The sequence below is a fragment of the Rhizobium sp. BK196 genome (assembly GCF_014193255.1).
Lineage (GTDB): Bacteria > Pseudomonadota > Alphaproteobacteria > Rhizobiales > Rhizobiaceae > Rhizobium.
The window spans coordinates 900,408-925,808 of the sequence record NZ_JACHZB010000001.1 but is presented as its reverse complement, the minus strand read 5'-3'; the positions used below and the strand labels follow the sequence as shown (position 1 = coordinate 925,808).

The window sequence follows — 25,401 nt, the reverse complement described above, 5'->3', positions numbered from 1 at the left end:
GTCAGTACCTGTGGACGGGCGGATTGTGACCGGACAATGCGGCGAAATGGAGTCGTGCGGTGGCAAGCTGACCGGCAATGCTGCCGATTGCAACGCCCATGATTTCGGCAGCCTGCTGATAGCTGTGGCCTTCCACGTCGATCAGCACGAAAATGCTGGCCACGCCCTCGGGCATTTCGGCAAGCATGCGGTGCAGGGCGTCGGTATCGACAACGGCTGCGCGGTCGCGAATGGCCTCACGGATATCCGTCACATTACCTCGTGCGGCCGGACGCGGCTTGCGCTTGCGGCTGTCTTCACTCCATTGCTGTCGCGCCAGCGTATAGATCCAGCTTTCCAGCCGGCCTTCGCCGTTCCACTGATGCCCTTTGGAAATGGCGCGCAGACAGACCGACTGAACCAGCTCATCGGCCGCAGCCGTCTCTCCCGCAAGCGTAATGGCAAAGCGGCGGAGGCGGGGCAGGAGACCGACGAGATCACGCCGGATATCGGTGGTGGTTGCGGGTTGGCGCATGGTCTTTCCAAGAAGCATTCACATTGGCCAGCATCGAATATGGGCCAGCTTCACATGCGGGCCTTGCCCGACGAGTGCGAAGCCACCGTACTCATCCCGGCCATGCAGGCGGCTTTATGGAACAAGTCGCCTGTATTTCGCAAGCGCGGGGTTCAATTCATCCATCCCATCCCAAGGGATTTCCGTACCATACCCCGCGGAGCTTGCCTCAATATGTCCTGTAGCCGTTCAGGCTCTGCAGCAGAGCGCGATAGGCCCAGGTATTTTCACCGCCGCGATCGCGAATCTCGACGAGCTGGACGCGGGCGCCCTGAATGTCTCCCTGCTCGACAAGCGCCATGCCCATATAGGAGCGGGCGAGGATGTAGTTCTCATCCTGCTGCAGCGCCTTCTTGTAGTAGGACATGCCGAGTTCCATGCGGCCAGCCTTGCGGTTGGCATAACCGAGATAGTTCAGGATGCGCGGATCGTTCTGGTTTTTGACGAGACTGAGCACCGTGATGGCGTTCTCGTACTGACCGGCATAGGCGAATTCGCGGGCGAATTTGTAGAGATCGTCATCATTGAAGCTCTGCTTCTTCGGATCGACGCATTCCTTCTTCTTGGCATCCCACACCTTGCCCTTAGTGCAGGTCTTGGTCGTTTGGGTCTTCTGCGGCGGCGAGGTGTCATCGTTCCCGCCGCCGACCGCGAAAGCGGACGTAGCGAGGCCGAGAGCAAAGACGGAAACAAGCGAAAATCTGCACAGGCGATGAAGAGAAGCAGTCATCGGGCGTACTCCGTTTTGAAACGCTGCGGTTGCTGAATTGTACGCCGACGCTTAAAAATACCAAGAGCCCCGGCGGCCTTTATTGCCTCTGTCGCGACACCGGCGAACGCTCTTCACAGCTTGATTCAACGGCTTCCGGAATTGATTCCGCAATCGCCTTCAAACTCCGAAAATATCAGTGCTTTCCGGCATCATGCCGTCGCCCATATCGTTTATGCTGAAGCGCTGGCCCTTCACTTCCCAGGCACCAGGAGAACCGGAAATGGAAAAGAGATTGTAGGCGGCGCGCGGCTTGATGCCGCCCGGTCCTTGCGAGGCTGAGGCGATGCCGACGACGGGCACCGGGCCTGTCTGTCCGCGCAGCCAGTAGAGGGAGTTGAGATGGGTGTGGCCGTGCAGCACGAGCTCGGCTCCGCCGGTCGAGACGACGGCCGCGAAACGGCGGATGCCGATCATGCGTTTGTAGAAGGAGGTCGCACCGCGGATCGGCGGATGGTGGATCATGACGACACGGAACAGACCGGCCTCGCCGGCAGCGCGCAGCATATTGACCGTATCGCGCGCCTGACGCGCGCCGAAGAAGCCGGAGGCCGCGAATGGCGGAGTTGCAACTGCAGTCGAGCAGCCGACGATCGCGACCTTGTCGCGGATGCGAAGGTAAGGGAATATGTGCCGGTCTTCTTCCCATTGCGGCGGAGCGAGGTCGCCGCGCACATAGTCGTACCAGGCGCGCATCGATTTCTCATAGGCGCCCGGCACATAGGCATCGTGGTTGCCAGGGACGACCGATGTAGCAGCGGGATCGCCGAGTTCGCGCAGCCAGGCTGCCGCGCTCCGGATTTCGATGCCGCTTGCGAGGTTGACGAGGTCGCCGGTCACCGCCAGGTGGTCTGCCTTGTGGGAGCGGATATCCTCCAGCAGGAGATCGAGCGTGCTGCCGAAAAGATGCTTGCGCCGGTTGCGGTGCCAGTTCACAAAGCCCGTAATACGTTTTGAGAAAAGTTCGTGAACGGAGAGGCGGGGCAGGGGTCCGAGATGGACGTCGGAGATATGCGCGAGCTTGAACATGCAACGACACATAGACCAGCTTATTTACAATTCAAACACATCCCCGCGATGAGAATATGAAAGAGCCCATGGCAGACAAACAAACCTGGCCCCTTCACATGAAAGTGTTGGTGCGATTGCTGCACGTGTATTTTTCCGTCGCGCGCGGCATGACGATGGGGGTGCGTGCAGCCTGTTTCGACGAGCAAGGGCGCCTCTTTCTCGTTCGTCACGGCTATACAGGCGGATGGCATATGCCAGGCGGCGGGCTGGAACGAAACGAGACGGCAGAAGAGGCGCTCATCAAGGAGCTGCGGGAGGAAGGCAACCTCAGGATCGTGGGCAAGCCGCAGCTCTTTCACGTCTATTTCAACACCAATATCACCCGGCGCGATCATGTGGTCTTCTACCGCGCCACGGTGGAACAGACCGCGCCGCGACTGCCGGACTGGGAAATTGCCGAGAGCGGCTTTTTCGAACTCGACAATCTGCCGGCGGGGACGACTGAAGCGACGCATAGGAGACTGGCCGAGCTCCGCGGCGAGGCGGAGCCGGCGCATTACTGGTGAAGCTCAGGCCGCGGCTGCAAGTTTGTCACACCATGCGGCCGGTCGAGATGGAGCGCCGGACCAACGGGCACGATGCCGGTCGGGTTGATGGTCTTGTGGCTTCGGTAATAGTGTTCCTTGATGTGCCGCAGGTTCACTGTGTCGGCAATTCCGGGGGTCTGATAGAGGTCACGCAGATAGGCCGGCAGGTTGCGGTAGTCCTCGACGCGGCGAATATTGCATTTGAAGTGGCCGACATAAACCGGATCGAAGCGTACGAGCGTCGTAAAGAGCCGCCAGTCGGCTTCGGTCTGGCGATCGCCGAAAAGGTAACGGCCCTTGCCGAGGCGCTCATCGAGCCTGTCCAGCGTTTCGAAGAGCTTGATGACATTTTCCTCGTAAGCTGCTTGCGTGGTGGCAAAGCCTGACTTGTAGACGCCGTTGTTGACGGTGTCATAGACCACATCGTTCAGCGCATCGATATCTGCCCGAAGGTCTTCCGGGTAATAGTCCGCTGTTGAGCCCGTCAGTTGATTGAAGGCGCTGTTGAACATGCGGATGATTTCGGCCGACTCGTTGTTGACGATCGTGCCGGTTTGCTTGTCCCAGAGAACAGGGACAGTGACGCGGCCGGAATAGTGCGGATCGGCCTTGGCGTAGATTTCCCAGAGGAATCTGGAGCCAAAGAGATGGTCGCCGGTGGAGCCGTAACCGACCTTGAACTCCCAGCCGTTTTCCACCATCAGCGGATCGACGACGGAAACGGAAATCAGATCTTCGAGCTTCTTCAGCTTGCGGAAGATCAGCGTGCGATGCGCCCAAGGACAGGCGAGCGAGACATAGAGGTGATAGCGACCCGCTTCTGCCTTGAAGCCGCCTTTGCCGCTGGGGCCGGCCTCTCCATCGGCCGTGATCCAGCTGCGGAACTGCGAGGGCTGACGCTTGAAATGACCCTTCGTTTCCTTCGTATCGTACCAGACGTCATGCCAGACGCCGTCCACCAGCATGCCCATGTTTTCTACCTCTGAAATTGGTTGTTGCAGCATAGATATTGCAGTGCGCTGCGTTTTGCAGGTCGGCAAAGATTGAACACTGCGTCTTGATCACCCAATTCTTGACCGAATTTTGCAATGGACGACAGAAATTTTTCCTGCTATCCGCCTTCCTCACAAATTCTGGAATCCTGCTTGATGTCTATTCTCAGAGGCCTGCGACGACGCTGATGCTCCCGAACGCCTGACGGCGTGTTCGCGAACCCATATATCTGCGTCTATCCGGTCTCTGTTCCCATGCTCATGCACAAGCACGATCTCGTCTACCTCACTGAGGACGCGTCTCACGACGCTGCAATCGAACACATCAACGAAGAAGCATTCGGCCCCGGCCGGCACGCACGCGCGGCCGCTCGTATTCGCGAGCAGGGACCGCATGACCTGTCGCTCTCCTTCATCTGCGCAGATGACGGCGAGACGATCGCTTCGGTGCGGATGACGCCGGTCCTGGCGGGGACGGTGAAGGGCCATCTTCTGGGGCCGCTTGCAGTGCGGCCGTCGCACAAGAGCAGGGGCATTGGCCGGGAACTGGTGCGTATCGCCGTCGAGGCCGCCAAACGCAAGGGTTCGGAAGCAGTCATTCTCGTCGGCGATCCGCCCTATTACGGCCCACTTGGTTTCGAGAAGGTCGCCTATGGCGCGCTGACTTTTCCCGGTCCCGTCGATCCGAGCCGTGTGCTCGTCGTCCCGATCGCCGAAGATACGCATGCGCGGCTGAAAGGCACGATCGCCTGGCGGCGATAGAGTGTTTCCCTTCTCCTTAGAATAACGGAAACGCTCTATCTCTTTGCTTTACGCAATTCCGGACGCAAAACCGCTGCGCACTTTTGCTGGAATTGCTCTTGTCAGAGCATCTTCTTGAGGAAGGTCCGCGTCCGGCCTTCGGGGAAATCCGGCAGTTCGCCAAAGACTTCATAGCCCTGACGTCTGTATGCGCCGAGCGCATGCGGGTTGAACGTATCGATCCAGGCGCCGCGGCAGCCGCGGGCAGCAGCTTCTTCTTCCGCCTTTGCAAGGATCTTGCCGGCCATGCCGCTGCCGCGCAGCGTATCGGGAATGTAGAGCAACTGTACGAAGAGCCAGCCCCAAGCAGTGTAGCCGGACAGGCCGCCGGAAACCTTGCCGTCGGTATCGCGGATCAGAACGGCAAGCGCCTGCCGCTCGGACGGGCCGACATCCTCGGTGTTGAAAGCCGTCAGGCCATCGGTGATGACGGCGAGCTCTTCCGGTGAAGGGGAAGCGGTGAGCTCGAACTCCGGCATCGTTATCGTCCTTCGCGCCACCACATGGCGCCAAAGGCCAGAAGCAGAATTCCAACACCTGCGAAGCCTGCAAAGAGCGGCAAGGTGTTGATACCCTTCAGAACGGTCTCATTGGTCATGCGGATCGCCATGCGATCATTGTCGGCCACACGCACCTGGCCCCGCACCGGAAGGATCGGCGGGACACTGATGGCGCCGGCATTGTTGACGACACGGGTCACAAGGCCGCGGCTCTTGTCGGTGATCGGTTTCAAAGCCGCCGTCGTCGAGATCATCGCCTTGAATTCCGGGGCATCGACGGCGCCGACATGGGCGAGCGTCGTCAGGTCGCCATTGCGGATTTCGAAAAGGCCGATTTCGTCCATGCGCTTTTCGGCCTTGTAGAGGCCGGGCTCGGTCTGCGTCAGCGGCAGGTTCTCGGTCTTGCCCGAGGGGTAGCGGACGATCGCATCTCCCGGGGCATCGCCAATCGTCTGGCGGGTGATTTCCAGCGTGCGGCCGGAGGTGCGTGCCGTCAGCGCCTCTTCCTCCAGTGCCGGTTCCTTCATTAGCCAGTGGGCGATGCGGCGATAGAGCGAGACGTGCGGGCCGCCGCCCTCGAAGCCACGCGCCCAGAGCCAGCCCTGATCGGAGAGCAGCATGGCGACACGGCCCTGGCCGGCGCGGTTGAGCACCAGCAGCGGATGGTTGTCGGCGCCGACCATGACGGTCTGGCCCTGCGGCCGCTCGACATCGACGCTGCGGAACCAGCGACCCCAATGCGGCGGCTCGTCACCGGAACCGTCGAGGCCGCGAGTGACGGGATGTTTACGGCCCTGTTCGGAAAGACGGGGATAGAAGGCTTGCTCGATCATCCGGCCGGTCGGCTCTGCCGGCAGTACGGAGGCAAGCGGGGTCATAGCGATCGACTCCGGGCTTGCATGTTCAGGGCCAGCAGCGATCAGCAATGCGCCGCCATTTTCCACATATTGCGCGATGTTGTCGTAGTAGAGCATCGGCAGCACATTGGCGCGATCCTGATAGCGGTCGAAGATGATGAGGTCGAAATCCTTGATCTTGTCAACGAAGAGCTCTCGGGTTGGGAATGCAATCAGCGACAGTTCGTTGATCGGCGTGCCGTCCTGCTTTTCCGGCGGGCGCAGGATGGTGAAATGCACGAGATCGACAGACGCGTCGGACTTCAGAAGGTTGCGCCAGGCGCGCTCGCCAGCGTGCGGTTCACCCGAGACCAGGAGAACGCGCAGGTTCTGACGGATGCCATCGATGATGTGCACGGCGCGGTTGTTGGCATCCGTCACTTCGCCGGGAATGGCAGCGACGGAGAATTCCAGGACATTTGGGCCGCCGCGGGTCACCTTGAAGGAGAAGGGCGTATCCTGGCCCGGCGTCGCCTGCAGGGTGGCTATCTCGTCACCGTTGAGGCGCACCGTCACATTCGCCATGCCGCCGGGGCTCGGGCCGTCGTCGAAGACGCGCAGCACGAGCTGCTGCTCCTCGTTGACGATGCCGAAGCGGGGCGCCTTGATGACCTCGATGCGGCGGTCGACCTCGTTCGGCTTGCCGGTGATGAGGCCGTGGATCGGCGCGTCGAACCCTAGCGCCTGATTGACGCCCGGCACATCATGCACCTCGCCATCCGTCAGCATGATCGCGCCGCCGACGCGCGAAGGCGGCACATCGGCGATCGACGCCGAGAGCGCATCGAAGAGACGTGTGGACGGCACATCGGAATTGCGGTCCTCGTTCACGTCCACGAAACGAGGCTCGATTTGCGGAAAGCGGGCGAGTTGGGTTTTCAAGGACGCCAGCGCATCATCCGTCATCGTCATGCGGTCGGCCGTCTGCTGGCTCTGGCTGCGGTCGACGATAACGGGGACGATGGTCGAAAGCTGGTCGCGGTCTTCCTGCAGCAGTACCGGATTGGCAAGTGCCGCCAGTAGCGCCAACGCCGCAAGCGTGCGGATCCACGCGCCGCGTATGCCGCGCCAGATCGCGAATAGGGCGATCAGGAGGACGACGCCGGTCAGTATCGCCAAAAGGGACCAAGGCAGGAAGGGCGAATAATCGAGCGTCATTATCACTGCCCCAGCCGTTCGAGCAGGTCGGGTACGTGAACCTGATCTGTCTTGTAATTGCCGGTCAGCATGTACATCATGATGTTGACGCCGGCGCGGAAGGCATATTCGCGCTGCGTCTCATCCGGCGGCACAGTCGGCAGCAGCGGCGTGTCATTGTCGTCAACGGCCCACGCGCCGGCAAAATCGTTGGCGGTAATCAGGATCGGCGAGACGCCGTCTGCGGCAGCGGCCGGCCTGTTGGCATTGTTCTGATTCTGGGCGCCCTGGCGAGCTTCGATCCAGAGCGGGCTGCCGGCGTAGCGGCCGGGGAAGCTGGACAGCAGATAGAAGGACTTGGTCAGCACGTGGTCGTGCGGAACGGGTTCCAGCGGCGGAATATCCAGGTTGGCGAGGATCTGCTGCAGGCGCTCACCGTTGGCGGTCGTATCGGTGCCGCCTTCGAGAGAATCGAACTGGTCGCGTGTATCGAAAAGCACCGTTCCGCCGTTGCGCATGTAGGCGTCGATACGGCTGATGGCGGCGTTGGACGGCATCGGTGCGTCCGCCGAAATCGGCCAGTAGATGATCGGGTAGAAGGATAGCTCGTCCTTATTCAGATCAATGCCAACGGGCGGGGACGGCTCCAGCGTGGTACGGTAGGTCAGGAATCTCGTAAGGCCATTGAGCCCCTCTTCAGAAATATTGTCTACCTCCTGCTCGCCGGTCACGACATAGGCGAGATGAGTATTGTCCAGCCGCTGCATGATGATGTCGTCGCCCGGCTGGCCGTCGTTGGCATGCAGGAGATCCGGTCGCAGCATCAGGCCGGCCGCAAGCGCCACGGCGATCGTCGCCGCAGCTCGAGCGCGCGGGCGCAGGCGGGAGAAGGCACCGTTCATGAAGAGCACGATCAGGCTGTCGGTGAGAAGCAGCAGGAAGGCGATGAAGAAGAGCAAGGGCTTGGCCGACCAGCTTTCGCCCCCGACAAGGCCGGCGCGCACGACATTGGCGCCATCAATGTCGATCGGTTTCAGCTCGGCATTGTCGGGCAGAACGTTCAGCGCCGTGAAGCCGTCTTCGGAGCCATAGAGGCCGGGTGGGTTGTCGAAATTGGCAATGGGTGCCGCCTTGGCGTTCGGGATCAGCGGACGGGCATTGCCGGTCTCGGTGACCAGGATGCCTTTGGCGGTCAGCATGCGGAAGGGCGGCAAGGTTTCGGCAACACGCGCACTGCCTGATGATTCCGAGGTTACCCCGCCGGAGCGCGAGATCTGGATGAGGTGGCGCAGCATTTCGACGAAGGTGCCGGAAATCGGCAGGTTCGACCAGGTCGCCTCGGCGCTCACATGGAAGAGCACGATCTGGCCGGCATTCATCTTGTTCATGGTCACGAGTGGCGTACCATCGGCGAGGCTTGCCCATGTGCGCTCAGCAAGATCGGGTGTCGGCTCTGCCAGCACCTGGCGGTTGACCGTCACGTCGGTCGGACGCGGTATGCCGGCAAACGGGCTGAACCCAGGGAATTCGGCAAGTGCCTGCGGCTCACTCCAGGACAGGCTGCCGCCAAGCGCGCGTTCGCCCTGGCGCAGGGTGACAGGGATCAGCGGATCTTCGGCAGGTGCCGCGGCCAGACGCGGGCCGGCAAAGCGCAGCAGCATGCCGCCATTCGATATCCAGCGTTGCAAGGGTGCGTAGGTATCCTCCGGAAGGCGGCCGATATCGGCCATGATGATGACAGAAGGATTATTGGCGAGCAGTTTCGGGATCGCGACGGAAAGATTGGCATCGGTCGGCCGCACGAGGTCCGCATAGGGCTCAAGCGCTCTCTGGATGTAGTAGAGCGGAGACAGCAGCGGCTGGAATTCATCACCGCTTTCGCCTGACAGAAGGACGACCCTGCGACGCTTGAATGCATCGTCGAGCAGATGCACGGCACCTGCGGTGGCGCCGGTATTGATGCTGACGCGGGCAAAATCGTTGCGCATCTCGAAGGGGGCCGAAATGCCGGCATTGACGGTGGTCTGGCCGGGGGCGAAGTCAGCCCTGCCGGTGGCGATCACGCGGCCCTGCGCATCCTGTGCGTTGAGCGGGACGGATGCCGCGCCAGCGGGGCTGAGCCGAGTCACCTTGACCGTCATTGCATCGGCCGTATTGGTGGCGCCGGAAATTGCTATCGTCTGAGATGTATCGCCTTCGATCACGCGCAGTTCGGCGGGCTGGAGATCGGAGAGTTGACGGACGGTAGCGTCGTTTTCGCTACTTGCCGCACCATCGGTGAGGAAGGCGAGAGTGCCTGGATGCGTGCCGTTTAGAGCCGAGCGCAGAGCCTCGAAAGCTCGCTGGCGATCCGGCACGAGCGGCTTTGGCTCGGCGGCACGCAGCTTTTCGCGAGCGGCGGAGGCAGTGCCGGGTGTCGCATCATTGGTCGGATCGGCGGTGAATGCGATAGAGACGACAGCACCGGCGGATTCGGCATCGTCGATCAGTGCATCGGCCGTCTGAACACGGCGCTCCCAATCGGGTGCCGAAGCCCAGCTATTATCGACGAAGAGGACGAGCGGGCCCCCTGATGCAAGCGAGCCGGTGCGTGGATTGAAGACCGGATCGGCAATCGCAAAGATGATGGCGGCGGCCAGAAGCATGCGCAACAGCGTGAGCCACCAGGGGCTTTGTGCCGGCGTTTCTTCGCGCTTCAACACGGTTGCGAGAATTTTCAGCGGGGGGAAGACCTCCGCTTGCGGGCGCGGCGGGGTTAGCCGCAACAGCCACCAGATGACGGGAAGGGCAAGAAGCGCAGCAAGGATCGCGGGATAGGCGAAGGCGAAGGGAAGCGCGCTCAAAGCTGTCCTCCGTGCGTTGCCTTTGCCGGCATGCCGGAAAGATACATGTGGACAGCGACTAGCGCTTCGGATGCCAGGTGATCGGTGCGGTGGCTAACGAAGGTCCAGCCGAGATGGCGCAGCGACCGACCGAGATTTTCACGTCGGGCCAGATAGGCGTTGCGATAGGCATCACGTAGGCTTTCTGCCCGGCCTGATGTCAGCCTATCGCCGGTCTCGGGATCGGTGAATTCGGTGCGGCCGTTATAGGGGAAGATTTCCTCGGCGGGATCGGCAATCTCGACCACGTGGCCGCGGAGGCCGCGGCGGGCGAGCGGACCGAGGCGGGCCATGATGGCGGGCGCGTCATCGAGAAAATCGCCGATGAGGATGAGATCGCTCCAGCCGCGCACCATCACGGTCTCCGGCAGGCCGCCGGTCAGCGGCGTGTGCATCAGGGCAGCTGCGAGTCTCTCGGCAGCATTGCGGGCTGAGATCGGCTCCATCACCCCGGGGCAGCCGATGCGCTCGCCGGAGCGGGCGAGAATCTCGGCAAGCGCCAGCATGATGACCAGCGCCCGACTTTCCTTGGACACGCTGCCATAACTCGACTTGTACATCATCGAGGGCGACATGTCGGCCCAAAGCCAGATTGTGTGCGCGGCTTCCCACTCGCGGTCGCGCACATAAGTATGGTCGTCGCGGGCGGAGCGGCGCCAGTCGATGCGCGACAGGCTTTCCCCTTCGCTATAGGGGCGGAACTGCCAAAAATTCTCGCCGATGCCGCGCTTGCGGCGGCCATGCCAGCCGGCAATCACGGTGTTGGCAATGCGCTTGGCTTCAACCAGGCAATCCGGCACGAGGGCGGCCCGCTGCCTTGCGCGGGAAAGGGCATCATTGCCTGACGTCGGGTCGACGATCTGTCCGATGGATGCCACGCGCTGCGCTTCCTTATGCCTTTGCCTGCTTGACCAGTCCGGCAATCACGTCGCGCACCGACATGCCTTCGGCACGGGCTGCGAAGGTCAGTGCCATGCGGTGCTCGAGAACGGGCTCGGCCAGAGCGTAGATATCGTCGAGCGAGGGTGCCAGACGGCCTTCGTAGAGCGCGCGGGCGCGGGCGCAGAGCATCATCGCCTGGCCGGCGCGCGGGCCGGGACCCCAGGCGACATGTTTGTCGGTGGAGGTATTACCCTGGCCCGGACGAGCGGAGCGCACCAGCGAGAGAATAGCGTCGACGACGGTATCGCTGACCGGCATCTGGCGTACAAGCGTCTGAATTTCAGACAGACGTGCCGCATTGATGACCGGTTCCGGCTTGGCTTCCGTGAGACCTGTGGTCTCCAGCAGGATCTGGCGTTCGGCGGCAAGTTCGGGATAGTTGACATCGACCTGCAGAAGGAAACGGTCGAGCTGGGCTTCGGGAAGCGGATAGGTGCCTTCCTGTTCCAGCGGGTTCTGCGTTGCCAGAACGTGGAAGGGCGAGGGCAGGTCATAACGCTGGCCGGCAATGGTGATATGATATTCCTGCATCGCCTGCAGCAGAGCAGACTGGGTGCGCGGCGAGGCGCGGTTGATTTCGTCAGCCATCAGAAGCTGGGCGAAGACCGGGCCCTTGACGAAACGGAAGGAGCGGCGGCCACTGTCGTCCTGGTCCATCACTTCAGAGCCAAGGATATCGGATGGCATCAGGTCGGGGGTGAACTGGATGCGGTTTGCAGCAAGTCCGAGGACTTCGCCAAGCGTCGTCACGAGCCTCGTCTTGGCAAGGCCGGGAACGCCGACGAGGAGGGCGTGACCACCGGAGAGGACGGCGAGAAGCGTGTTTTCAACCACGCTTTCCTGACCGAAGATGACCTTGGAAACTTCCGTGCGGATGGCGGCGATATCGGATAGCGCTCTTTCTGCGGCGGCGACAATCGCCTGTTCATCGAGGCTGGCTTCGGTCTTGATCATACCCACGGGCATCTCCAACGGCTGAAATCGTTCGGCTGCGAATCGTCTGACTTTAATAGGCGTGCCTCATACCCGATACAGTTATGAAGATGTTGCGGGCTGACAAGTTTGTTCCAAATGACTATCTCGTGACTTTATTTTGTTAAGAGCAAACCGGGACGGAAGAATGGCAGCCGAGGAAATGAGGCATACGGCGGATGCGGCGGGGCTTGCCGCGCTGATTTCGCGCGCTTCCGAAGCGAAATCCGGTAAAAAGCGCGGCTTACCGCCCGTCGAGAAATGGAATCCGCCCTTTTGCGGCGATATCGACATGGAAATTCGGGCGGATGGCACGTGGTTCTACATGGGTACGCCGATCGGCCGGCTGCCCCTGGTCGAGCTCTTTTCGACGGTTTTGAGGAAGGACGAAGATGGGAAAACCTATCTCGTAACTCCTGTGGAAAAGGTCGGCATCAAAGTCATTGACGCCCCCTTTATCGCTGTCGAGATGAATGTGAGCGAGCGGGATGGCCAGCAGATTCTGACCTTCCGCACCAATGTCGGCGATGTCATAGAGGCCGGCAAGGATCATCCTCTGCGCTTTCCGGGTCATGGGAAGGACAGCGAACTAAAGCCCTATTTGCATGTGCGGGGCCGGCTTGAAGCCCTCGTGTCCCGCGCCGTGATGTATGAAATGATCGAGTTCGGTGAGGTGTTGGAGGTCGCCGGCCGGGAGATGTTCGTCGTTCGCTCTGGCGGCGAGATTTTTCCGATCATGCCGGCCGACGAACTGGAAGCGGCCTCCCGATGAGCGAAGCGATCAGCAAGACCTACCCCCTGTTTTCGGCTGCCGAGTTCCGGCGCCGCGCGCTCAACCAGGTCGGAGCACCCATCGACCATGCCTGGCGCGACCACGGCGACCATGTGCTCAATCCCGATATCGTTGCGCTGGCCGAGAGCTTGAAGCTCCGTGATGCGGCCGTGCTGGTGCCCGTGGTTGATGATGGCGATGATGCGAAGGTGATTTTCACCAAGCGGACGTCGACGCTTCGCAAGCATTCCGGCCAGATCGCCTTTCCCGGTGGTTCAATCGATCCCGAGGATGCCTCGCCCGAGATGGCGGCGATCCGCGAAACCGAAGAGGAGATCGGCCTTGGCGGTGGCTTTGTCGAAACAGTCGGCCGGCTGCCGAACTATCTGTCATCCACCGGGTTCCGCATCACGCCTGTACTCGGCGTTGTGCGACGCGGTTTTTCCCTGCGCCTCAATCCGATCGAAGTGGACGACGTTTTCGAGGTGCCGCTTTCCTTCCTGATGAATCCGGCCAATCACAACAGGGACAAGCGCGTGGTTGATGGTATCGACCGGCATTTCTACCGCATGCCCTATGAAACGAGGATGATCTGGGGCATCACCGCGGGCATTGTCCGCACGCTCTATGAAAGGCTCTATGCATGACCTCTGTGGCCGACCAGGCATGGTTTCAGGATCCGGCACTCGGCCGGGTCTTTGCGCTGCTCAACGCCGATGGCGGGGAAGGGCGTGTGGTCGGTGGCGCGGTGCGCAACAGCCTGATGGAGCTTGCGGTCGCCGATATCGATATCGCAACCACGCTGCTGCCGGAAGCCGTCCTGGAGCGGGCCGCTGCTGCCGGCATCAAGGCGGTGCCGACCGGCATTGATCACGGAACGGTGACGCTCGTCATCGATGGCCGCCCCTTCGAAGTGACGACGTTGCGTACCGATGTGGAAACGGACGGGCGTCGCGCCAAGGTGGCCTTCAGCGCGGATTGGCAATCGGATGCGGAACGGCGCGACCTGACCATCAATGCGCTTTACGCAAATGCTGCGGGCGAGGTGATCGATCTCGTCGGCGGGCTCGATGATATCGAGAAGCGCAATATCCGCTTCATCGGCAATGCCGCGACGCGGATCGCCGAGGATTATCTGCGCATTCTGCGCTTCTTTCGTTTCTTCGCCTGGTACGGTTCCGGACGGCCCGATGCGGAAGGGCTGAGAGCGTCATCCGCTGCGCGTTCGAAGCTGAAAACGCTGTCGGCCGAACGTGTCTGGTCGGAGCTCAGAAAGCTCCTGTCGGCGGAAGATCCAGGCCGGGCGCTTCTCTGGATGCGGCAGGTTGCCGTTCTCTCGGAAATCCTGCCGGAAACGGAAAAATGGGGCATCGACGCCATTCCGGCGCTCGTTTCGACCGAGAAGGCGCTTGGCTGGGCACCTGATCCCTTGCTTCGGCTTGCCTCGATTATCCCACCCGATCCGGTGCGGCTGGAGGAATTGGCAGCGCGGCTGAAATTTTCGAATGCAGAAGCCGCCTATTTCAGGGCTTGGGCAAAAGCCGCTCCAGTCAATGATGAGATTTCCGCTGCCGCCTTCGAGAAGCTGCTCTACAGAAACGGCGTGGACGGCATCATCGTGCGGCTGAAACTGGCGCTCGGCGTTGCTCGGGGCAAGGCAGAGAATGGCAGTTTCGATGAGATGAGCCGTTCGGCGCGGCTTTCAAAGCTTCTGGATCATGCTCGCATCTGGAAGAAGCCGCAATTTCCCTTGAATGGCGCGGATGTGATGGCCACGGGTCTACAGCCCGGTCCGAAGGTCGGTGAAATCCTATCGACCTTGGAAAACCAGTGGATAGAAGAGAATTTTGTCTCTGACCGGGCGGCTTTGCTCGCCCGGCTTTCGGAGATTAGAGGCTGAGATCAGGCCGCGTTCGCTTCGTCGCGGATGCGGGCCTTGATATTGTCCACCATGTTTTCGCGAATGATCGTTTCGCCGTGGGCACTTTTCATATGTTCGACGGCGCGGCGAACGACTTCAGCGTCATTATCGGCCCTGGTATGCCAATCGCATCCGGGGACGAGTGTACCGCATTCGAAAAGTCGCATGGTCTTCTCCTGTCTCTGAAATGCAAACCATCGCGCTTTCGCGCGCTTGAGGAATGTGCGGCAACGGAGAAGGTTCCGGGGGAGAAAGCTTCGGCCGACTCGGACGTCGGCCGACAGGTTCTGTTTATTGGTGGGGCATTGCCCAGGCCATATAGGTGTCCGAAAGCTGCGCGGGCCTGTTGCTGTTGGCAGCCCCAGTTGCCTGCTCTTGAAGCTCTTCCGGAGTCTTGCCGCCTGCGAGCTGCAATTTCACCTGCTCGATAAAGCAGGAGAGCGGCAGATCAGAGCCGCTTCTTGCTCTCAAATTTTCGGCGATGCGCTTCAGGAACTCGGGCGTGTCGATTGCACGGGGCGTTTCCTGAATGCCTGCAGACGCAGGCAAGCCACTTTGTACCGTCATGACAATCCTCCTCCGATTGTAACGCACAGTGACTATTTAGGACGTACTCAGTTCTGATGAAGGCCCTTCAACGCAATTTTACCGGAATAGTATTTCAAATTTATCAGCAGGCACCCGCAGTTTAGGGCCAGCGCACGACGGGTGGCAAGGATGATAGAATTGATTCGACGTTGCCGCCGGTTTTCAGGCCGAAGATCGTTCCCCGGTCGTAGAGCAGATTAAACTCGACATAGCGACCACGGCGGATCAATTGTTCGTCACGGTCGGCCTCCGTCCACTCCTTGTTGAAGTTTGAGCGGACGATCCTCGGGTAAACCATCGCAAAGGCGCGACCGACATCGCGGGTAAAGGCGAAATCGGCATTCCAGCCGCCGGCTTTCTCTGCGGAATGCAGCCAGTCGTAAAAAATCCCACCAACACCTCGCGCCTCGTTGCGGTGCTTGAGGAAGAAATAATCGTCGCACCATTTCTTGTAGGCATCGTAATCGGCGACTGCATGGTTGCGGCAAGTGATTTCCATGGCCTTGTGGAAGAGTTGCGTGTCCTCATCCTCCTGCGTACGGCGGCGAGCAAGCATCGGCGTCAGGTCGGCACCACCGCCGAACCAGCGGCTGGTGGTGACGACCATACGGGTGTTCATGTGAACGGCCGGCACATTGGGATTAACCGGATGGGCGATCAGCGAAATCCCCGATGCCCAGAAGCGCGGATCCTCGCTGGCGCCGGGTATCTGCGACCGGAAGTCGGGCGCGAATTCGCCATGGACGGTGGACGTGTGGACGCCGACTTTCTCGAAGACGCGGCCTTCCATGATCGACATACGGCCACCGCCGCCCGCTCCGTTTTCGCGCGACCAGTCCTTGGCGACGAAGCGGCCAGGCTCCTGATCGGAGAGGGGACCTTCGAGTTCATCTTCCAGCGCTTCGAAGGACGCACAGATCGTGTCCCGCAACCCCTCAAACCATGTACGGGCAGCAGCCTTCTTGTCCCCTATGTCTTCGGGCAGGCCGATCGGCAGTTCCGGTCTTTCCATGCGATTCGCTCTTTGTTGATTACAATCCCGCTTTAGCAGAAGCTAGCCAGCAGTCGAAGGCTCCTGCAAGATTCGACTCGCAAAGGGCGGATTTCGATACTACTTTTCATTTAGAGGTAGGTTTATGGCGAAAATTCCGGGGCCTCCGCCCTTAGAAGGCTTGAAGCGCAGAATTGCAAAGCATCGGGCAGAGACGTCCGCCCGCGAGCGAGACCACTTTGTCCGCGAAACGTACCGGATGGGGCTTTTGGAAGCCCGCGCCAAGGCGCGCGAATGGTTCGACGAATATCCGAAAGCTGCCTATTGGACCGAAGTGGAAAGCTGGCGCCAGCTGGAAGGCGACGAGATCGAGTTCACCATGCGTCGCTTGCCATCCGCCGATTGAACCTATTCGGCTGCACCACGCAGGCGGCTTTCGATCAGAAGGCCGCTTTCGTCGAGGATCGGATGCGCCACTGAGACGATGTGCGCATTGATACGCTTCAGATCGCGCAACATATCGAGATGCAGCGAACTCGTCTGAAGGCTGTCGGCACGCCCGTCGCGCAGGCGCTCCAGATGCCTCTCGGCCGATTGTTTTTCCATTCGGCGGACCTCCACCTTCACCTCCATCATCTGCCGGGCGAGATTGAAGTCGCGGGTGACGAAGATCGTCTGGGCGACGCGCAGATTGTCGATCGTCAGATCAAACAGTTTGCGCAATTCCCTGTAGCCGTCTTCGGAAAATTTCAGGCCGAGCGAGACCTTCTTGCCGACCTGCTCCAGCAAGCCTTTCTCGATGATGTCACCCATGTGCTCGAGATTGATCGCGTAGTCGATGATAACGATAGAGCGGCGGGCATTGTCGTCGCTGAGGCCGCTGCGGCCGAGCTTGGAGAGATAGACCTTCACCTCCTGCTGCAGCAGATCGACGCGTTTTTCGAGCGCAGGGATTTCGGCGAGCTTGGACATGTCATTATGTTCGAAGGCATCGGAAGCGCGCAGGAGCATGCGCTCGATCAGATCGCCGACGCCGAGCACTTCGCGCGTTGCGCTGGCAAGGGCCACGACGGGCGTCGACAGCTCCTGCATATCGAGAAACTTGGGACCCTGATCCAGCTGCAGGTCATCGGGAACGAGGCGGGCGGTAAAAGCGGCCAACATCCGCGAAAAAGGCCAGGCCACGGCGGCAAGAAGGATGTTGAAGATCAGATGCGTATCGACTGGCAGCTTAGCGGGGCCGAAGGGCAGCGTTTGGAGCAGGGGCGCCGCATAGGCGGCAAGCGGCAGCGCAATCAGGCAGCCCGCGGTGCGGACAATGAGATTGCCGAGCGTGACGCGTCTCACCGAGGCAGGGCCGGAGAGGGTGGCGACAACCGGCGGAATCGCGCCGCCGAGATTGGCGCCGAGAACGAGAACGATGATCAGTTCCGGTGATAGGATGCCCGTCGAAGCCAGCGACAGGATCAGAACGACGACCGCAAGACTCGACGACGAGATGAAGGCGAGCGCTGCAGAAAGACCCAGAGCGACCGGCCAGGCATCGCCGAGCAGACCGACGAAGGCAGCCAGTGCCGGCGACGTGCGCATGGGCTCCGTCGCATTGCCGAGCAGATGCAGGGAGAGCAGCATCAGGCCGATGCCGATCATCGCCGCGCCGCCGCCGTGGCGAGCGCTGGACTTTCCGCGATAGAGCACGATGCCGCCAAGGATGAGAAGCGGCGAAAGCCACTCGATGCCGGTAGCGACTATCCAGGCGGTGACGGCGGTCCCGACATTGGCGCCGAGCAGCACGATCTGGGCCATGCGCGGCTTGATGAGGTCGCGTTCCACAAACGAGGCCGTCATCAGGGTGGTCGCAGTCGAACTCTGCAGGGCGACGGTTGCCAGGAAACCTGAGAGGATCGAGCGCGATCCGTTCGCCGTGCCTGTCGCAAGCCCGGTCCTCAGGCGTGCGCCGAAGGCACGCGTGACGCCGTCCTTTACCTGCGCAAGGCCGAAGAGCAGCAGCGCAATCGCGCCGAACAGGTTGATCATCACGATCGTGGATTCCATGGCGTCGTCTTTTTCTTCTTCTTGAGAAAGTCTGCTCGGAGCTACATTTCCGCAGTCGAGTAAATGATTGGAATCTCACTGCATCAGCAGATTCGTTGATTGCCTGGCTAAGTAATATAGGCGCTTTTACGTTGATTCATAGCGTCGGTTGCGACGTAGATGCCGCCAAGGATCGGCATTGATGCCGATTTACGACCAGAGGGTCTGCCGCATTGCCTCGCCCGTGACCATCGCGGCGGAGACGGCAAGGTTGATCGAACGCTGGCCTTCCACCATCGGGATCACGATGCGTCCGTCGGCGCGGTCATGCACATGATCGGGTACGCCGGCGCTTTCGCGGCCGAAGAGCAGGACATCGTCGGGTCGGAAGGCGAAATCCGTGTAGCGCTGCGATGCTTTTGTCGTGGCGAGTATCAGGCGGCGGCCAGTGGTTGCACGCCATTCCTCGAAGCGTTCCCAACTGATATGTCGGGTGAGGTCGGCGTTGGCCAGATAATCCATGCCCGCGCGCTTCAGATTTCGATCGGAAATGTCGAAACCGGCGGGCTCGATGATGTCGACCGCAAAGCCCAGGCAGGCGGCAAGGCGCAGGATCGTTCCGGTATTGCCTGGAATATCGGGTTGATAGAGGGCCAGTCTGAGGTCTGCCATGGGACATTGTCCGTCGAGATGATACGTACTTGGCCTATCCGAACTGTGATTTTGAGGCAACAGACCACTTTTCGACCGTTCGATGGTCGCTTTCCGGGTTGTCGGGGCTGGAAATTTAAGCATTTTCGCGTTATCGGTGCATATCTTCAATCGCCAACAGGGAGCGCCGACATGGATACATTTGTGCTGATGCGTCTCCCGCCCGTGATGCCACGCTTGGCGATCTGGCGCATATAAGGCGCTTTCTTTCCCCTAATTGCCCATTTTGAATAATTGCGCGGCCCTTATGGCCTCGCCCCTTGAGCCTCCGGTTCCCATATGTGCTTTCGTGCGCCGCAAGAGCGCAAAGCCGGGGCCGGAACGCGGACGTTCTGGAGCGATTTCATGTTTGACTGGTTCGAGCGGCGACTTAATCCCTATCCGAGCGAGGAGCCGATCGCTCCCCCGAAGGGTCTTTTCGCGTTCTGCTGGCACTATAGTAAGCCGGCGGCGGGATGGCTTGCGCTCATGGCCTTCCTCACGGGACTGATCGCAGTCGGTGAAGTGGCGCTCTTCCAGTTCCTTGGCGATATCGTCGACTGGTTGACGAATGCCGATAAGGCGACCTTCCTGCAAAATGAGGGCCACAAGCTGATCTGGATGGGTGCGCTGGTGCTGATCGGACTGCCGGTCATTGCCGGTCTCGATTCGCTCATCATGCACCAGATGATGCTCGGTAATTATCCGATGATCGCGCGCTGGCAGATGCACCGCTTCCTGCTGCGCCACAGCATGACCTTCTTTGCCAACGAGTTTGCCGGACGCGTTGCCACAAAGGTCATGCAGACCTCGCTTGCCGTGCGCGAAACGGTCATGAAGATCCTCGACGTCTTCGTCTATGTCGTGACCTACTTTCTGTCGATGATCGTCATCATCGCCGCTGCCGACTGGCGGCTGATGCTGCCGATCCTCGCCTGGCTAGGCATCTATATAGGCATCGTCGCCTATTTCGTGCCGCGGCTTCGCAAGATTGCGGCACAGCAGGCGGATGCGCGCTCGCTGATGACAGGCCGCGTAGTAGATAGCTACACAAACATTGCCACCGTGAAGCTGTTCTCCCATGCAGGCCGTGAAGAGGTCTATGCCAAGGAGAGCATGGAGGGCTTCCTGGACACGGTGCACAGGCAAATGCGCAAGGTTACGCTCTTCCATATGAGCGTCTACCTGAACAACTGCGTCTCACTGTTCATCATTTCGAGCCTATCCATTTGGCTCTGGCTGAACGGCACGATCTCGGTCGGTGCGATTTCAATCGCTATCGGCCTTGCGATGCGCGTCAACGGCATGTCGCAGTGGATCATGTGGGAAGTCTCGGCGCTCTTCGAGAACATCGGCACCGTCTATGACGGCATGGAGATGATGTCGAAGCAGCACGATATTGTCGACAAGCCGGGCGCGCCTGCGCTGACGGCGAAGAAGGGTGCGATCCACTACGAACGCATCGGCTTCCACTATGGCAAGGGCAAGGGCATCATCGACAATCTGTCGCTCGATATCACGGCCGGTGAGAAAGTTGGCCTGGTCGGTCGCTCCGGCGCCGGCAAGACGACGCTGATGAACCTTCTCCTGCGTTTCTACGATCTGGAGGCCGGGCGCATCACCATCGACGGCCAGGATATTTCCGAGGTTTCGCAGGATAGCCTTCGCTCGCTGATCGGTGTCGTGACGCAGGATACGTCGCTGTTGCATCGCTCCATCCGCGACAATATCGCCTATGGGCGTCCCGATGCGACCGATGAGGACGTCATCGAGGCGGCAAGACGGGCGAATGCCTGGGAGTTTATCGAAGGGCTTGTCGACATGCACGGCCGCAAGGGACTCGATGCGCAGGTCGGCGAGCGCGGCGTGAAGCTCTCCGGCGGCCAGCGCCAGCGTATCGCGATCGCTCGTGTCTTCCTGAAGGATGCGCCGATCCTGGTGCTCGATGAGGCGACCTCGGCGCTCGATTCCGAAGTGGAAGCGGCGATCCAGGAAAACCTCTTCGCACTGATGGAAGGCAAGACTGTTATCGCTATCGCTCACCGCCTGTCGACGTTGACCGAGATGGACCGGCTGATCGTAATGGACAAGGGCCGTATAATCGAAAGCGGCACCCATGGCGAACTGGTAAGCCGCGGCGGCATTTATGCCGACCTCTGGACCCGCCAGTCGGGAGGCTTCCTCGCCGATCACGAAGAAGACGCCGAGGTCGCAGCCCAGTAAAAACAGCCCTTCCCGCTGCTGCGGGAAGGGCTTTTGTCTGACTGAAGAATTGCAGTTGCTCGCTTATAGCGAACGGACCCGGTCGGCACACAGGCTGTCGGCCCAGTCGATGACGCGATGGTGTTCCACGACCATGATCGAGCTCGAAGCAAGCGATTGCAGCGTGAAGATGCGCTGCCGCTCCTCGCGCTCGATCCAGTTTGCTATCGCTTCCGTCACGATGCTGTCGCGCGGCACATCCAGCGCGTCCGCCAGGGCGTCGAGCTTTTCCGCAAGGGGAAGCGGAAGATGCGCAATGAGCGTTTTCGTTTCCATATCCGCAGTCTCCGGTAAGGCGCGATCATGGCATGAGATCGTGGCCGCTTCCACCCGTATCAATGGAGATGACGCCGATATTACCGATGATTACCAAAATATAAGGTTGTGCCCGCCCCAATCCTCTTTGCCGCTATTGCGAACGGGCCTATATCGCGGTGATGCTGCTCACTCCGATCCTTCGCCTGTTCGAAACCTGGATAGATCCCTTCCGCGCCCGCGACAATCTTCAGCCGCCGCGTAATACACTTGCATTCATCTGGTTCTATATCGGTCAGGCAAAGTGGCCGTTTGTCGCCATGCTAGTGCTCGGCGGCATGTCAGCGGCAATCGAAGCAGCCCTCTTCTGGTTCGTGGGACGGCTCGTCGATATTCTCAGTACGATCAAGCCCGGAGCCGGCTGGAGCACACTTCTGGCCGCTCATGGTGGCGAGATTTTCGGCATGCTGGCCCTGATCGGCATTGTCCGTTTCGTCGTCGCCTTCCTGATTGCGCTGATCGACCAGCAGGTGATCACGCCGGGTTTCTACAATCTGGCGCGCTGGCAGTCCTATCTGCATGTGTCGCGCCAGTCGCTTACCTTCTTCCAGAGCGATTTTTCCGGCCGCATCGTTACCAAGGTCTGGTCTGCGGGGCAGGCGACAGGCGATCTCGTGACATCGCTGATGGAAAGCGTCTGGTTCGTCGGCATTTATGCCGTCACCACGCTCGTTCTCGTCGGACGGCTCGATTTCTCGCTGGCGGCGGTGGTTCTCTTTTGGCTGGTTGCTTTCAGCGTGCTAGCCCGCTACTTCGTGCCGCGCATCCGCTATCACTCGCGTGAAACCGCGGAAGCAGCCTCGCTGCTCAATGGCCGCATCGTCGATGCCTACAGCAATATCCAGACGCTGAAGCTCTTCGCACGCGACGAGGAGAGCGACCGCTACATGCTTGACGGCTTCAATGCCTATCAGGAAACGGTGCTGCAGTTCACACGCTTTATAACTGGTGTGCGCGCGTCCATGGCGCTGCTGTCAGGTCTGATGATCGTCGCCATGGCCGGCCTCAGCGTCGATTTGTGGCTGCGCGGATTGATCAGCTCGGGTGGAGTCGCCTTTTCGCTGACGCTGGTTCTCAGGCTGAACTTCCTTCTCGGCCGATTGATGACCCAGTTTAACGGCATCATGCGCAATCTCGGCACCATTCAGAATGCGGCCGAGCTGATTTCCCAACCGCTGCATCTCGTCAACCGCCCTGATGCGAAGGCACTCGTCATCAAGCAGCCGGGTATCCGTTTCGAGAATGTTTCCTTCCACTACGGCAAGGAGAATGCGGTCATCGACAATTTCTCGCTGACGATCCATCCTGGCGAAAAGGTCGGTATCATCGGCCGCTCCGGTGCCGGCAAGTCGACGCTCGTGAATATTCTCCTGCGTCTCTACGATCTCGAAGGCGGGCGCATTTTGATCGACGGGCAGAATATCGCCGCCGTCACCCAGGAATCATTACGCATGCAGATCGGCATGGTCAGCCAGGATACGTCGCTGCTGCATCGCTCCGTGCGTGATAATATCCTCTTCGGCAGGCCAGATGCTGGCGAGGAGCGCCTTATCGAGGCGGCCAGCCGCGCCGAGGCGCTCGATTTCATCGAGCGACTGCGAGACCAGCAGGGTCGCAAGGGTTTTGACGCGCATGTCGGCGAGCGCGGAGTCAAGCTCTCTGGCGGTCAGCGCCAGCGTATCGCTATTGCGCGTGTGTTGCTGAAGGATGCACCGATCCTCGTTCTCGACGAGGCGACGTCGGCGCTTGATTCAGAAGTGGAAGAGGCGATCCAGTCAAATTTGAACCGCGTGATGGAAGGCAAGACGGTGCTTGCGATTGCCCACCGGCTTTCGACGATCGCCGCGCTCGACAGGCTTGTCGTGATCGACCGCGGCAAGATCATCGAAGAAGGCACGCATGATGCGCTTCTGAAGCAGGGCGGGCTTTATGCCGATCTCTGGGCACGCCAGTCCGGCGGCTTCCTTGCTTCCGGTGATGACAATACGCGCTCAGTATTCGCGAACGAAATCGCTGACTAGGCCGTAGTGGTTCGAGCCGAAGCTGTCTTCCAGCCGGCTCGTTGCGCGGATGAGCAGCGGTGGTCTTGCGAAGATATGGTCGATGCTGATGCCGAAGGAGCCGGCGCTGACTGGCCAGGTGGTGGGTTCCGGGAAATCTGTCGTTAGTCCCGTCCCGCGCAAAAAATGCTGGATAGTCGGTGCCAGGATCGAGGAATTGAAATCTCCGGCAACCACCAGTGCACCTGTATGAGGCTTCATAAAAGCCGTGAGATCCTCAAGCTCGTCGGCCTGAAAATCATCAAAGTATGGTTTGGAGAGATGGGGGAACAGGAGATCGACAGGCGTTCCATCGAAGTCGATCGAAATCGAAACGAGCCGCTGTTTCCAAAGCTCGCCGATGTCGCGGGTTTCCTGCCGGACAAAGGGACGTTTCGACAGCACAAGCGTATCGCATTTCTCACTCGCATCGCAGCCGATCCGGTAGGGATAGAGCTGCTGAAGTCGTGGTAACTGCGCAAAGACCGGCTCGGCCTCCATAATATCGACCACATCGGCGCCTGAAGCCAGTATGGCGTCGGCAATCCGTCCGCCGTTTTCAAAATTGTCATTCTCGATATTGAAGGACATCAGCCGGAAAAGGCGAGGAGTATCGTCGGCCGGCGGTTTGCCTGCGAATTCACGCAGCATGATGACGCCGTGGATGGTCAGGAGGATTGCTGCCACCAGCATTAGAAAACCGTACCAGTGCCGCTTGACGAACAGGGCAACGACAGCGCCCATGGCGCAGAGGATGCCGAGATGAATCTGGAAGCTGTAAACGAGCGAAAGCAGCCAGAAATCGGTAAGATAACGGAGTGAGACAAGGGCCAGGACAATGGTGATGAGGACGCTCAATACGCAGAAAACAGTTTGCCTCATCGGCGCAAATCCAAATTCGTATGCCAAACTCACCAGCGCCTAACACGGCCCCTCGTTTGTTGCAACGCAGCAAAGTTGCAAGTCGGTGATTGCCTTAAAAAATTCACTGAAATTTCCCGCGACATTGTGCCCTCGTCCCCTTGTCAAGGCTGGACATAATTTGCGATCAAGCATAGAACGCGCCGGATTGGTGGGGAATCTATGTCGGAAATATGTTCATGTAGATTCGCCGCCTCTGGAGGGGCAGGGCGGAGTTCCGCGACAATTGCGCAGAGGATGGTTAAGCCGTGAGCGAACACGTAACGACAAGCGAGGCCTCAGAGCCCACTCGCCGTGATTTCCTTTATCTCACCACCGGTATGGCCGGTGTGGTCGGCGCCGTTGCGGTTGCCTGGCCGTTCATCGACCAGATGCGTCCGGATGCATCGACGCTGGCGCTTGCTTCCATCGAAGTGGATGTCGCGAGCCTCGAACCCGGCATGTCGCTGACGGTCAAGTGGCGCGGCAAGCCGATCTTCATCCGCAACCGTACGCCGGAAGAGGTGAAGGCTGCGGCCGATGTCCAGCTGTCGGACCTCAAGGACCCGATCGCCCGTAATGCAAACCTTCCTGCCGACGCTCCGGCAACGGGCGCTGACCGCTCGGGCGGCAAGGATAAGGAAAACTGGATCGTCATGATCGGCACCTGCACCCATCTCGGCTGCGTTCCGCTCGGTCAGGCCGGCGAATATAATGGTTGGTTCTGTCCCTGCCATGGCTCGGTCTACGATACGGCCGGCCGCATCCGTAAAGGTCCGGCGCCGCAGAACCTGGCGATCCCGACCTTTTCATTCGTGTCCGATACCAAGATCAAGATCGGTTGAGG

The 25,401-nt window shown here is 60.1% G+C and carries 25 protein-coding genes; 9 read left to right on the top strand and 16 right to left on the bottom strand.

All coding sequences use genetic code 11. The annotated features are described in order from the left end of the window. Position 1 precedes the first annotated feature (1 nt). The 3 genes from FHT78_RS04830 to FHT78_RS04820 form a co-directional block, all read right to left on the bottom strand. Complete coding sequence (locus FHT78_RS04830) at positions 2–514, bottom strand: sigma-70 family RNA polymerase sigma factor (protein ID WP_183741167.1); 513 nt, start codon at positions 512–514, stop codon at positions 2–4. 208 nt (positions 515–722) lie between these two features. Continuing rightward, positions 723–1,283, bottom strand: a complete 561-nt coding sequence (locus FHT78_RS04825; RefSeq protein ID WP_183741165.1) for a hypothetical protein — start codon at positions 1,281–1,283, stop codon at positions 723–725. 159 nt (positions 1,284–1,442) lie between these two features. Further along, positions 1,443–2,351, bottom strand: coding sequence for a metallophosphoesterase (locus FHT78_RS04820; RefSeq protein WP_183741163.1), 909 nt, complete (start codon positions 2,349–2,351; stop codon positions 1,443–1,445). A gap of 68 nt (positions 2,352–2,419) precedes the next feature. Between FHT78_RS04820 and FHT78_RS04815 the strand changes: the two genes are divergently transcribed. Beyond that, on the top strand, positions 2,420–2,899 hold the full coding sequence (locus tag FHT78_RS04815) for an NUDIX domain-containing protein (RefSeq protein WP_183741161.1): 480 nt from the start codon (positions 2,420–2,422) through the stop codon (positions 2,897–2,899). Here FHT78_RS04815 and FHT78_RS04810 read toward each other — a convergent pair. Next, entirely contained in the window at positions 2,890–3,891 is a 1,002-nt protein-coding gene (locus FHT78_RS04810) for a glutathione S-transferase family protein (RefSeq protein ID WP_183741159.1), read from the bottom strand. The genes FHT78_RS04815 and FHT78_RS04810 overlap by 10 nt on opposite strands. Before the next feature lie 231 nt (positions 3,892–4,122). Here FHT78_RS04810 and FHT78_RS04805 point away from each other — a divergent pair, with 231 nt between their 5' ends. Beyond that, the gene (locus tag FHT78_RS04805) at positions 4,123–4,674 is read left to right on the top strand and encodes an N-acetyltransferase (protein ID WP_348644706.1); all 552 of its coding nucleotides are present in this window, start codon (positions 4,123–4,125) and stop codon (positions 4,672–4,674) included. A 101-nt stretch (positions 4,675–4,775) separates the two neighbouring features. Here FHT78_RS04805 and FHT78_RS04800 read toward each other — a convergent pair whose 3' ends face one another. From FHT78_RS04800 to FHT78_RS04780, 5 genes are read right to left on the bottom strand one after another with little or no spacing between them, the layout of a single operon-like run. Continuing rightward, positions 4,776–5,192, bottom strand: a complete 417-nt coding sequence (locus tag FHT78_RS04800; protein WP_183741157.1) for a GNAT family N-acetyltransferase — start codon at positions 5,190–5,192, stop codon at positions 4,776–4,778. Positions 5,193–5,194: 2 nt separating this feature from the next. Further along, the gene (locus FHT78_RS04795; RefSeq protein ID WP_183741155.1) at positions 5,195–7,267 is read right to left on the bottom strand and encodes a hypothetical protein; all 2,073 of its coding nucleotides are present in this window, start codon (positions 7,265–7,267) and stop codon (positions 5,195–5,197) included. A gap of 2 nt (positions 7,268–7,269) precedes the next feature. Beyond that, entirely contained in the window at positions 7,270–10,089 is a 2,820-nt protein-coding gene (locus FHT78_RS04790; RefSeq protein WP_183741153.1) for a DUF4159 domain-containing protein, read from the bottom strand. Further along, entirely contained in the window at positions 10,086–11,006 is a 921-nt protein-coding gene (locus FHT78_RS04785; RefSeq protein WP_183741151.1) for a DUF58 domain-containing protein, read from the bottom strand. Before FHT78_RS04785 ends, FHT78_RS04790 begins: the two co-directional genes overlap by 4 nt. Before the next feature lie 13 nt (positions 11,007–11,019). After that, entirely contained in the window at positions 11,020–12,030 is a 1,011-nt protein-coding gene (locus FHT78_RS04780; RefSeq protein WP_183741149.1) for a MoxR family ATPase, read from the bottom strand. Between the two features lie 160 nt (positions 12,031–12,190). Here FHT78_RS04780 and FHT78_RS04775 point away from each other — a divergent pair, with 160 nt between their 5' ends. The 3 genes from FHT78_RS04775 to FHT78_RS04765 are packed head-to-tail and all read left to right on the top strand — an operon-like array spanning position 12,191 to position 14,714. After that, positions 12,191–12,814 (top strand): DUF1285 domain-containing protein, encoded by a 624-nt coding sequence (locus tag FHT78_RS04775; RefSeq protein WP_183741147.1) that lies wholly within the window; start codon positions 12,191–12,193, stop codon positions 12,812–12,814. Next, entirely contained in the window at positions 12,811–13,461 is a 651-nt protein-coding gene (locus FHT78_RS04770; protein ID WP_183741146.1) for a CoA pyrophosphatase, read from the top strand. Before FHT78_RS04775 ends, FHT78_RS04770 begins: the two co-directional genes overlap by 4 nt. Beyond that, the gene (locus FHT78_RS04765; RefSeq protein ID WP_183741144.1) at positions 13,458–14,714 is read left to right on the top strand and encodes a CCA tRNA nucleotidyltransferase; all 1,257 of its coding nucleotides are present in this window, start codon (positions 13,458–13,460) and stop codon (positions 14,712–14,714) included. The genes FHT78_RS04770 and FHT78_RS04765 overlap by 4 nt, the downstream gene beginning before the upstream one ends. Positions 14,715–14,716: 2 nt before the next feature. On the opposite strand, the gene FHT78_RS04760 is transcribed toward FHT78_RS04765, so the two are convergent. The 3 genes from FHT78_RS04760 to hemF all read right to left on the bottom strand — a co-directional run bounded on the left by FHT78_RS04760 (position 14,717) and on the right by hemF (position 16,335). Continuing rightward, the gene (locus FHT78_RS04760; RefSeq protein WP_183741142.1) at positions 14,717–14,902 is read right to left on the bottom strand and encodes a DUF1059 domain-containing protein; all 186 of its coding nucleotides are present in this window, start codon (positions 14,900–14,902) and stop codon (positions 14,717–14,719) included. Between the two features lie 124 nt (positions 14,903–15,026). Then, positions 15,027–15,302: a hypothetical protein gene (locus FHT78_RS04755; RefSeq protein WP_183741140.1), complete on the bottom strand. Its 276-nt coding sequence runs from the start codon at positions 15,300–15,302 to the stop codon at positions 15,027–15,029. Between the two features lie 121 nt (positions 15,303–15,423). Continuing rightward, positions 15,424–16,335 (bottom strand): oxygen-dependent coproporphyrinogen oxidase, encoded by a 912-nt coding sequence (gene hemF / locus FHT78_RS04750; RefSeq protein WP_183741138.1) that lies wholly within the window; start codon positions 16,333–16,335, stop codon positions 15,424–15,426. Positions 16,336–16,459: 124 nt separating this feature from the next. On the opposite strand from hemF, the gene FHT78_RS04745 reads away from it, so the two are divergent. Then, a complete protein-coding gene (locus FHT78_RS04745; RefSeq protein WP_183741137.1) occupies positions 16,460–16,720 on the top strand; it encodes a hypothetical protein in 261 nt (86 codons plus the stop codon). A gap of 2 nt (positions 16,721–16,722) precedes the next feature. Here FHT78_RS04745 and FHT78_RS04740 read toward each other — a convergent pair whose 3' ends face one another. Both FHT78_RS04740 and FHT78_RS04735 read right to left on the bottom strand, forming a co-directional pair. Further along, positions 16,723–18,369, bottom strand: coding sequence for a Na/Pi cotransporter family protein (locus FHT78_RS04740; RefSeq protein WP_183741135.1), 1,647 nt, complete (start codon positions 18,367–18,369; stop codon positions 16,723–16,725). A 189-nt stretch (positions 18,370–18,558) separates the two neighbouring features. Next, positions 18,559–19,020 carry a tRNA (cytidine(34)-2'-O)-methyltransferase gene (locus FHT78_RS04735; protein ID WP_183741133.1) on the bottom strand — a complete coding sequence of 154 codons (462 nt, stop codon included), beginning with the start codon at positions 19,018–19,020 and terminating at the stop codon, positions 18,559–18,561. 384 nt (positions 19,021–19,404) lie between these two features. On the opposite strand from FHT78_RS04735, the gene FHT78_RS04730 reads away from it, so the two are divergent. Next, complete coding sequence (locus tag FHT78_RS04730) at positions 19,405–21,261, top strand: ABC transporter ATP-binding protein (protein ID WP_183741131.1); 1,857 nt, start codon at positions 19,405–19,407, stop codon at positions 21,259–21,261. A 63-nt stretch (positions 21,262–21,324) separates the two neighbouring features. Here the strand turns inward: FHT78_RS04730 and FHT78_RS04725 are convergent, their stop codons facing one another. Continuing rightward, positions 21,325–21,576 carry a ribbon-helix-helix domain-containing protein gene (locus FHT78_RS04725; protein WP_183741129.1) on the bottom strand — a complete coding sequence of 84 codons (252 nt, stop codon included), beginning with the start codon at positions 21,574–21,576 and terminating at the stop codon, positions 21,325–21,327. A 161-nt stretch (positions 21,577–21,737) separates the two neighbouring features. Here FHT78_RS04725 and FHT78_RS04720 point away from each other — a divergent pair, with 161 nt between their 5' ends. Next, positions 21,738–23,636: an ABC transporter ATP-binding protein gene (locus tag FHT78_RS04720; RefSeq protein WP_183741847.1), complete on the top strand. Its 1,899-nt coding sequence runs from the start codon at positions 21,738–21,740 to the stop codon at positions 23,634–23,636. Here the strand turns inward: FHT78_RS04720 and FHT78_RS04715 are convergent. After that, positions 23,607–24,536 carry an endonuclease/exonuclease/phosphatase family protein gene (locus FHT78_RS04715; RefSeq protein ID WP_183741127.1) on the bottom strand — a complete coding sequence of 310 codons (930 nt, stop codon included), beginning with the start codon at positions 24,534–24,536 and terminating at the stop codon, positions 23,607–23,609. The genes FHT78_RS04720 and FHT78_RS04715 overlap by 30 nt on opposite strands. Before the next feature lie 287 nt (positions 24,537–24,823). On the opposite strand from FHT78_RS04715, the gene petA reads away from it, so the two are divergent. Then, a complete protein-coding gene (gene petA / locus FHT78_RS04710) occupies positions 24,824–25,399 on the top strand; it encodes a ubiquinol-cytochrome c reductase iron-sulfur subunit (protein ID WP_183741125.1) in 576 nt (191 codons plus the stop codon). The last annotated feature ends 2 nt before the right edge of the window (positions 25,400–25,401 follow it).

What these genes read in the sequence shown, in the direction of transcription:
- FHT78_RS04830 (WP_183741167.1), bottom strand. Translation starts at nt 514, where the DNA reads ATGCGCCAACCCGCAACCACCACCGATATCCGGCGTGATCTCGTCGGT.
- FHT78_RS04825 (WP_183741165.1), bottom strand. Translation starts at nt 1,283, where the DNA reads ATGACTGCTTCTCTTCATCGCCTGTGCAGATTTTCGCTTGTTTCCGTC.
- FHT78_RS04820 (WP_183741163.1), bottom strand. Translation starts at nt 2,351, where the DNA reads ATGTTCAAGCTCGCGCATATCTCCGACGTCCATCTCGGACCCCTGCCC.
- FHT78_RS04815 (WP_183741161.1), top strand. Translation starts at nt 2,420, where the DNA reads ATGGCAGACAAACAAACCTGGCCCCTTCACATGAAAGTGTTGGTGCGA.
- FHT78_RS04810 (WP_183741159.1), bottom strand. Translation starts at nt 3,891, where the DNA reads ATGGGCATGCTGGTGGACGGCGTCTGGCATGACGTCTGGTACGATACG.
- FHT78_RS04800 (WP_183741157.1), bottom strand. Translation starts at nt 5,192, where the DNA reads ATGCCGGAGTTCGAGCTCACCGCTTCCCCTTCACCGGAAGAGCTCGCC.
- FHT78_RS04795 (WP_183741155.1), bottom strand. Translation starts at nt 7,267, where the DNA reads ATGACGCTCGATTATTCGCCCTTCCTGCCTTGGTCCCTTTTGGCGATA.
- FHT78_RS04775 (WP_183741147.1), top strand. Translation starts at nt 12,191, where the DNA reads ATGGCAGCCGAGGAAATGAGGCATACGGCGGATGCGGCGGGGCTTGCC.
- FHT78_RS04770 (WP_183741146.1), top strand. Translation starts at nt 12,811, where the DNA reads ATGAGCGAAGCGATCAGCAAGACCTACCCCCTGTTTTCGGCTGCCGAG.
- FHT78_RS04765 (WP_183741144.1), top strand. Translation starts at nt 13,458, where the DNA reads ATGACCTCTGTGGCCGACCAGGCATGGTTTCAGGATCCGGCACTCGGC.
- FHT78_RS04760 (WP_183741142.1), bottom strand. Translation starts at nt 14,902, where the DNA reads ATGCGACTTTTCGAATGCGGTACACTCGTCCCCGGATGCGATTGGCAT.
- FHT78_RS04755 (WP_183741140.1), bottom strand. Translation starts at nt 15,302, where the DNA reads ATGACGGTACAAAGTGGCTTGCCTGCGTCTGCAGGCATTCAGGAAACG.
- hemF (WP_183741138.1), bottom strand. Translation starts at nt 16,335, where the DNA reads ATGGAAAGACCGGAACTGCCGATCGGCCTGCCCGAAGACATAGGGGAC.
- FHT78_RS04745 (WP_183741137.1), top strand. Translation starts at nt 16,460, where the DNA reads ATGGCGAAAATTCCGGGGCCTCCGCCCTTAGAAGGCTTGAAGCGCAGA.
- FHT78_RS04740 (WP_183741135.1), bottom strand. Translation starts at nt 18,369, where the DNA reads ATGGAATCCACGATCGTGATGATCAACCTGTTCGGCGCGATTGCGCTG.
- FHT78_RS04735 (WP_183741133.1), bottom strand. Translation starts at nt 19,020, where the DNA reads ATGGCAGACCTCAGACTGGCCCTCTATCAACCCGATATTCCAGGCAAT.
- FHT78_RS04730 (WP_183741131.1), top strand. Translation starts at nt 19,405, where the DNA reads ATGTTTGACTGGTTCGAGCGGCGACTTAATCCCTATCCGAGCGAGGAG.
- FHT78_RS04725 (WP_183741129.1), bottom strand. Translation starts at nt 21,576, where the DNA reads ATGGAAACGAAAACGCTCATTGCGCATCTTCCGCTTCCCCTTGCGGAA.
- FHT78_RS04720 (WP_183741847.1), top strand. Translation starts at nt 21,738, where the DNA reads ATGCTGCTCACTCCGATCCTTCGCCTGTTCGAAACCTGGATAGATCCC.
- FHT78_RS04715 (WP_183741127.1), bottom strand. Translation starts at nt 24,536, where the DNA reads ATGAGGCAAACTGTTTTCTGCGTATTGAGCGTCCTCATCACCATTGTC.